This is a genomic window from Microcoleus sp. Pol17C6 (genome assembly GCF_036701145.1).
Lineage (GTDB): Bacteria > Cyanobacteriota > Cyanobacteriia > Cyanobacteriales > Microcoleaceae > Microcoleus.
The window spans coordinates 1-2,330 of record NZ_JAUBQH010000145.1 but is presented as its reverse complement, the minus strand read 5'-3'; the positions used below and the strand labels follow the sequence as shown (position 1 = coordinate 2,330).

Here is a 2,330-nt window from a genome sequence, read left to right as displayed (position 1 = left end):
TTTTGGTTTGTAAGGCAATTATCTACGCAGATATTGCCTTACAGATTTTTTTTTGCTCACTTTTTCAGTGCCATTGATCTGTAGTCGCATTTTCTGGCAATTTTGGGTAATCCAGTTTAAAGGCTTGAATTAACTGAGTGCAGGCATTTTCAAGAAATTGCTTTGCCTTAACCGTGCCTTGAGATTGCGAGTTAAAATGGACAACACAGCGCCGCTTCATCAGCAGCACTAACTTCGCCATAATTGAAGTTTTCCCGACACCCGGATCAGCTTCTAAAACAAAATAGCCTTTCGCCTTTTTCTGCAAAAATTCGATAATTGCTTCAAACACAAATCGGCGGCCAGTAAAGTCTTGAGTCCGGTCTTGAATAATCGTTTCGCACTCGTAGGGAAGCGGCAATTGAGGCGCGGAAGTATCAACAAATCGTTCCAGTGATGTTTTAATTTGCGCCAAATCGTCCCGAATGCCAATTTCGATCGCTGACAATTTCACCATCACTTGACAAATCTGCTGCCCAGTTGCCACAGCCTCCAACTTTTGGAGAATTGCCCCATTTTGCAGCCCCAAATCTCTCAGTTCCGCCAAAGCAATTTGGTGCAGATTCAACAGCATCGCGGCAAACTTTTCTCCTCCCTTCGCCGCATCCAGTTTCAGCACTTCGCGGTAGGCTTTCGGGAAAGTTGCGTACAGTTTGTCCGCGACAAATTCCACAATTTCCGCATCGAAGGATTTGCCCTCGCTAGTGGCGAATTCGTTGATAAAAGTTGCCCAATCTGCCGTTGTCAATCCGGTAACTCGATCGAACTCCTCGGCATCCGCAGAAAAAATCTTGGTTAACTGGTCTTCGGAAATATTTAAACCCCTTGACAAATCGGCTGTATTCGTGTTAATATTTAGCCAGTATTCAGGAGTTTTCTCGGCTAATTGACTGAGTGCTGTTTCTGGATAAGGCAAATTTTTGGTTTCGGCGATCGCAATTAATTTATCCGCCTTCGCAACCTCTCTCAAAATATAGCCGATCGCCTCACCCGCCGCCTTAATCAAATCGTGATTATCGAGAATCCTCGGATTTTTGCTCAACCCTTCCGTCAGCCGATTTCCGAGGTCATTAGCCGCAATATTCCCCGCTATACCACTAGCAATCGCCGCCAAAATCGAAACTCCCCCAAGTGCGATCGGGCCGCCGATCATACCCGCTGCTGCTTGAGTTGCCGGATTGGCGATCGCATTTGAAATAACTTGTCCAATAGCCATCACCGCACTGCATCCAATTACCCTAGTTTTAAAATTACCTAAGTCCATTAGCGGCATAAAATAAATATTCCTCTTTTAAATAGTTGGTAGTAATTATATCTTGCCTGCTGCCGTTTAGTCCGTCGCTGCGAAATTTTCAAGTGGATTTAGAGATTGTCGAGCGCGACTAACTCTAGGATATAAAGTAAAATATAATTAATTATCTCGAAGTTCTTTTTCTTGCAAAAGTTGGGTAGCCCAAACCCGATCTTCTTCCGATAGAGACGGTACGGGTTCTCGATCGTAATCGATCCGATAATCATAGCCAGCGCGATCGTAAACACCTGCAAATAATTCTGGTAAATTAACAATAGGTTCTACATCTTCCTCACGCAAGGGAAGCGGAAATATAGGTAAAGAATCGCGGAGATTAAAAGCATAAAGTTCGGCAAACGGACGGCGCTCGCTGGAACTGACTAAAATCCGATAATCGCTTTGAATAGAATTGTTAATAATGGGCATAGATTCCCATTGTCGTAGTAAATCGATTTCGACTAAATTGGTTAAGCTGCCTAAAATACTCTGACGTTTTTTGAGATAAGTAATTCTTCCTTCTCCACTACGTTTGTTGACAGGAGAAAGAATTTAAATTGCGGTGACAACTTGTTTCGTTGCCATTTCTCGCACTTCCAGATAAGTCTGTTTGATTTTTTCAGGAGCAGGCACTTTGACGGTAGTCGGAAGTGTTACAGTTAAAGTGGCAACTGAACCTGTAGGAATATTGGGGTTATTAGATTGACGCTTAATCGCGACATCGGGGATACCTACTAAAATGGAGTCGCTGTTACTGTCATTTGGATCGGTAATTTCATAGATGCGTTTGTCGATTGCAACCTCATATTTAGGGCGAATTTGAGGGACTAAGGATGCCGCGATCGCAGAAATTAACCAATGATGAGTTTCCTGCCAGAAATCGGGGTGTTCTAAGTAGGGGTCCATTCCAGGAAAGGGTGAAGGCATAGCGCTCTTTCATCACTCTGGATAAAATAAAACAACGGCATACCAACTTTATCCAGAGTCTAATGTTGTATATCCA

At 43.4% G+C, this 2,330-nt stretch carries 1 protein-coding gene and 1 pseudogene; both read right to left on the bottom strand.

The features are described from left to right. Positions 1 to 64: 64 nt before the first annotated feature. Complete coding sequence (locus QUA25_RS29035; protein WP_333043149.1) at positions 65 to 1,303, bottom strand: hypothetical protein; 1,239 nt, start codon at positions 1,301 to 1,303, stop codon at positions 65 to 67. Positions 1,304 to 1,450: 147 nt separating this feature from the next. Further along, positions 1,451 to 2,254: pseudogene (locus QUA25_RS29030) on the bottom strand (DUF4058 family protein). Positions 2,255 to 2,330 lie beyond the last annotated feature (76 nt).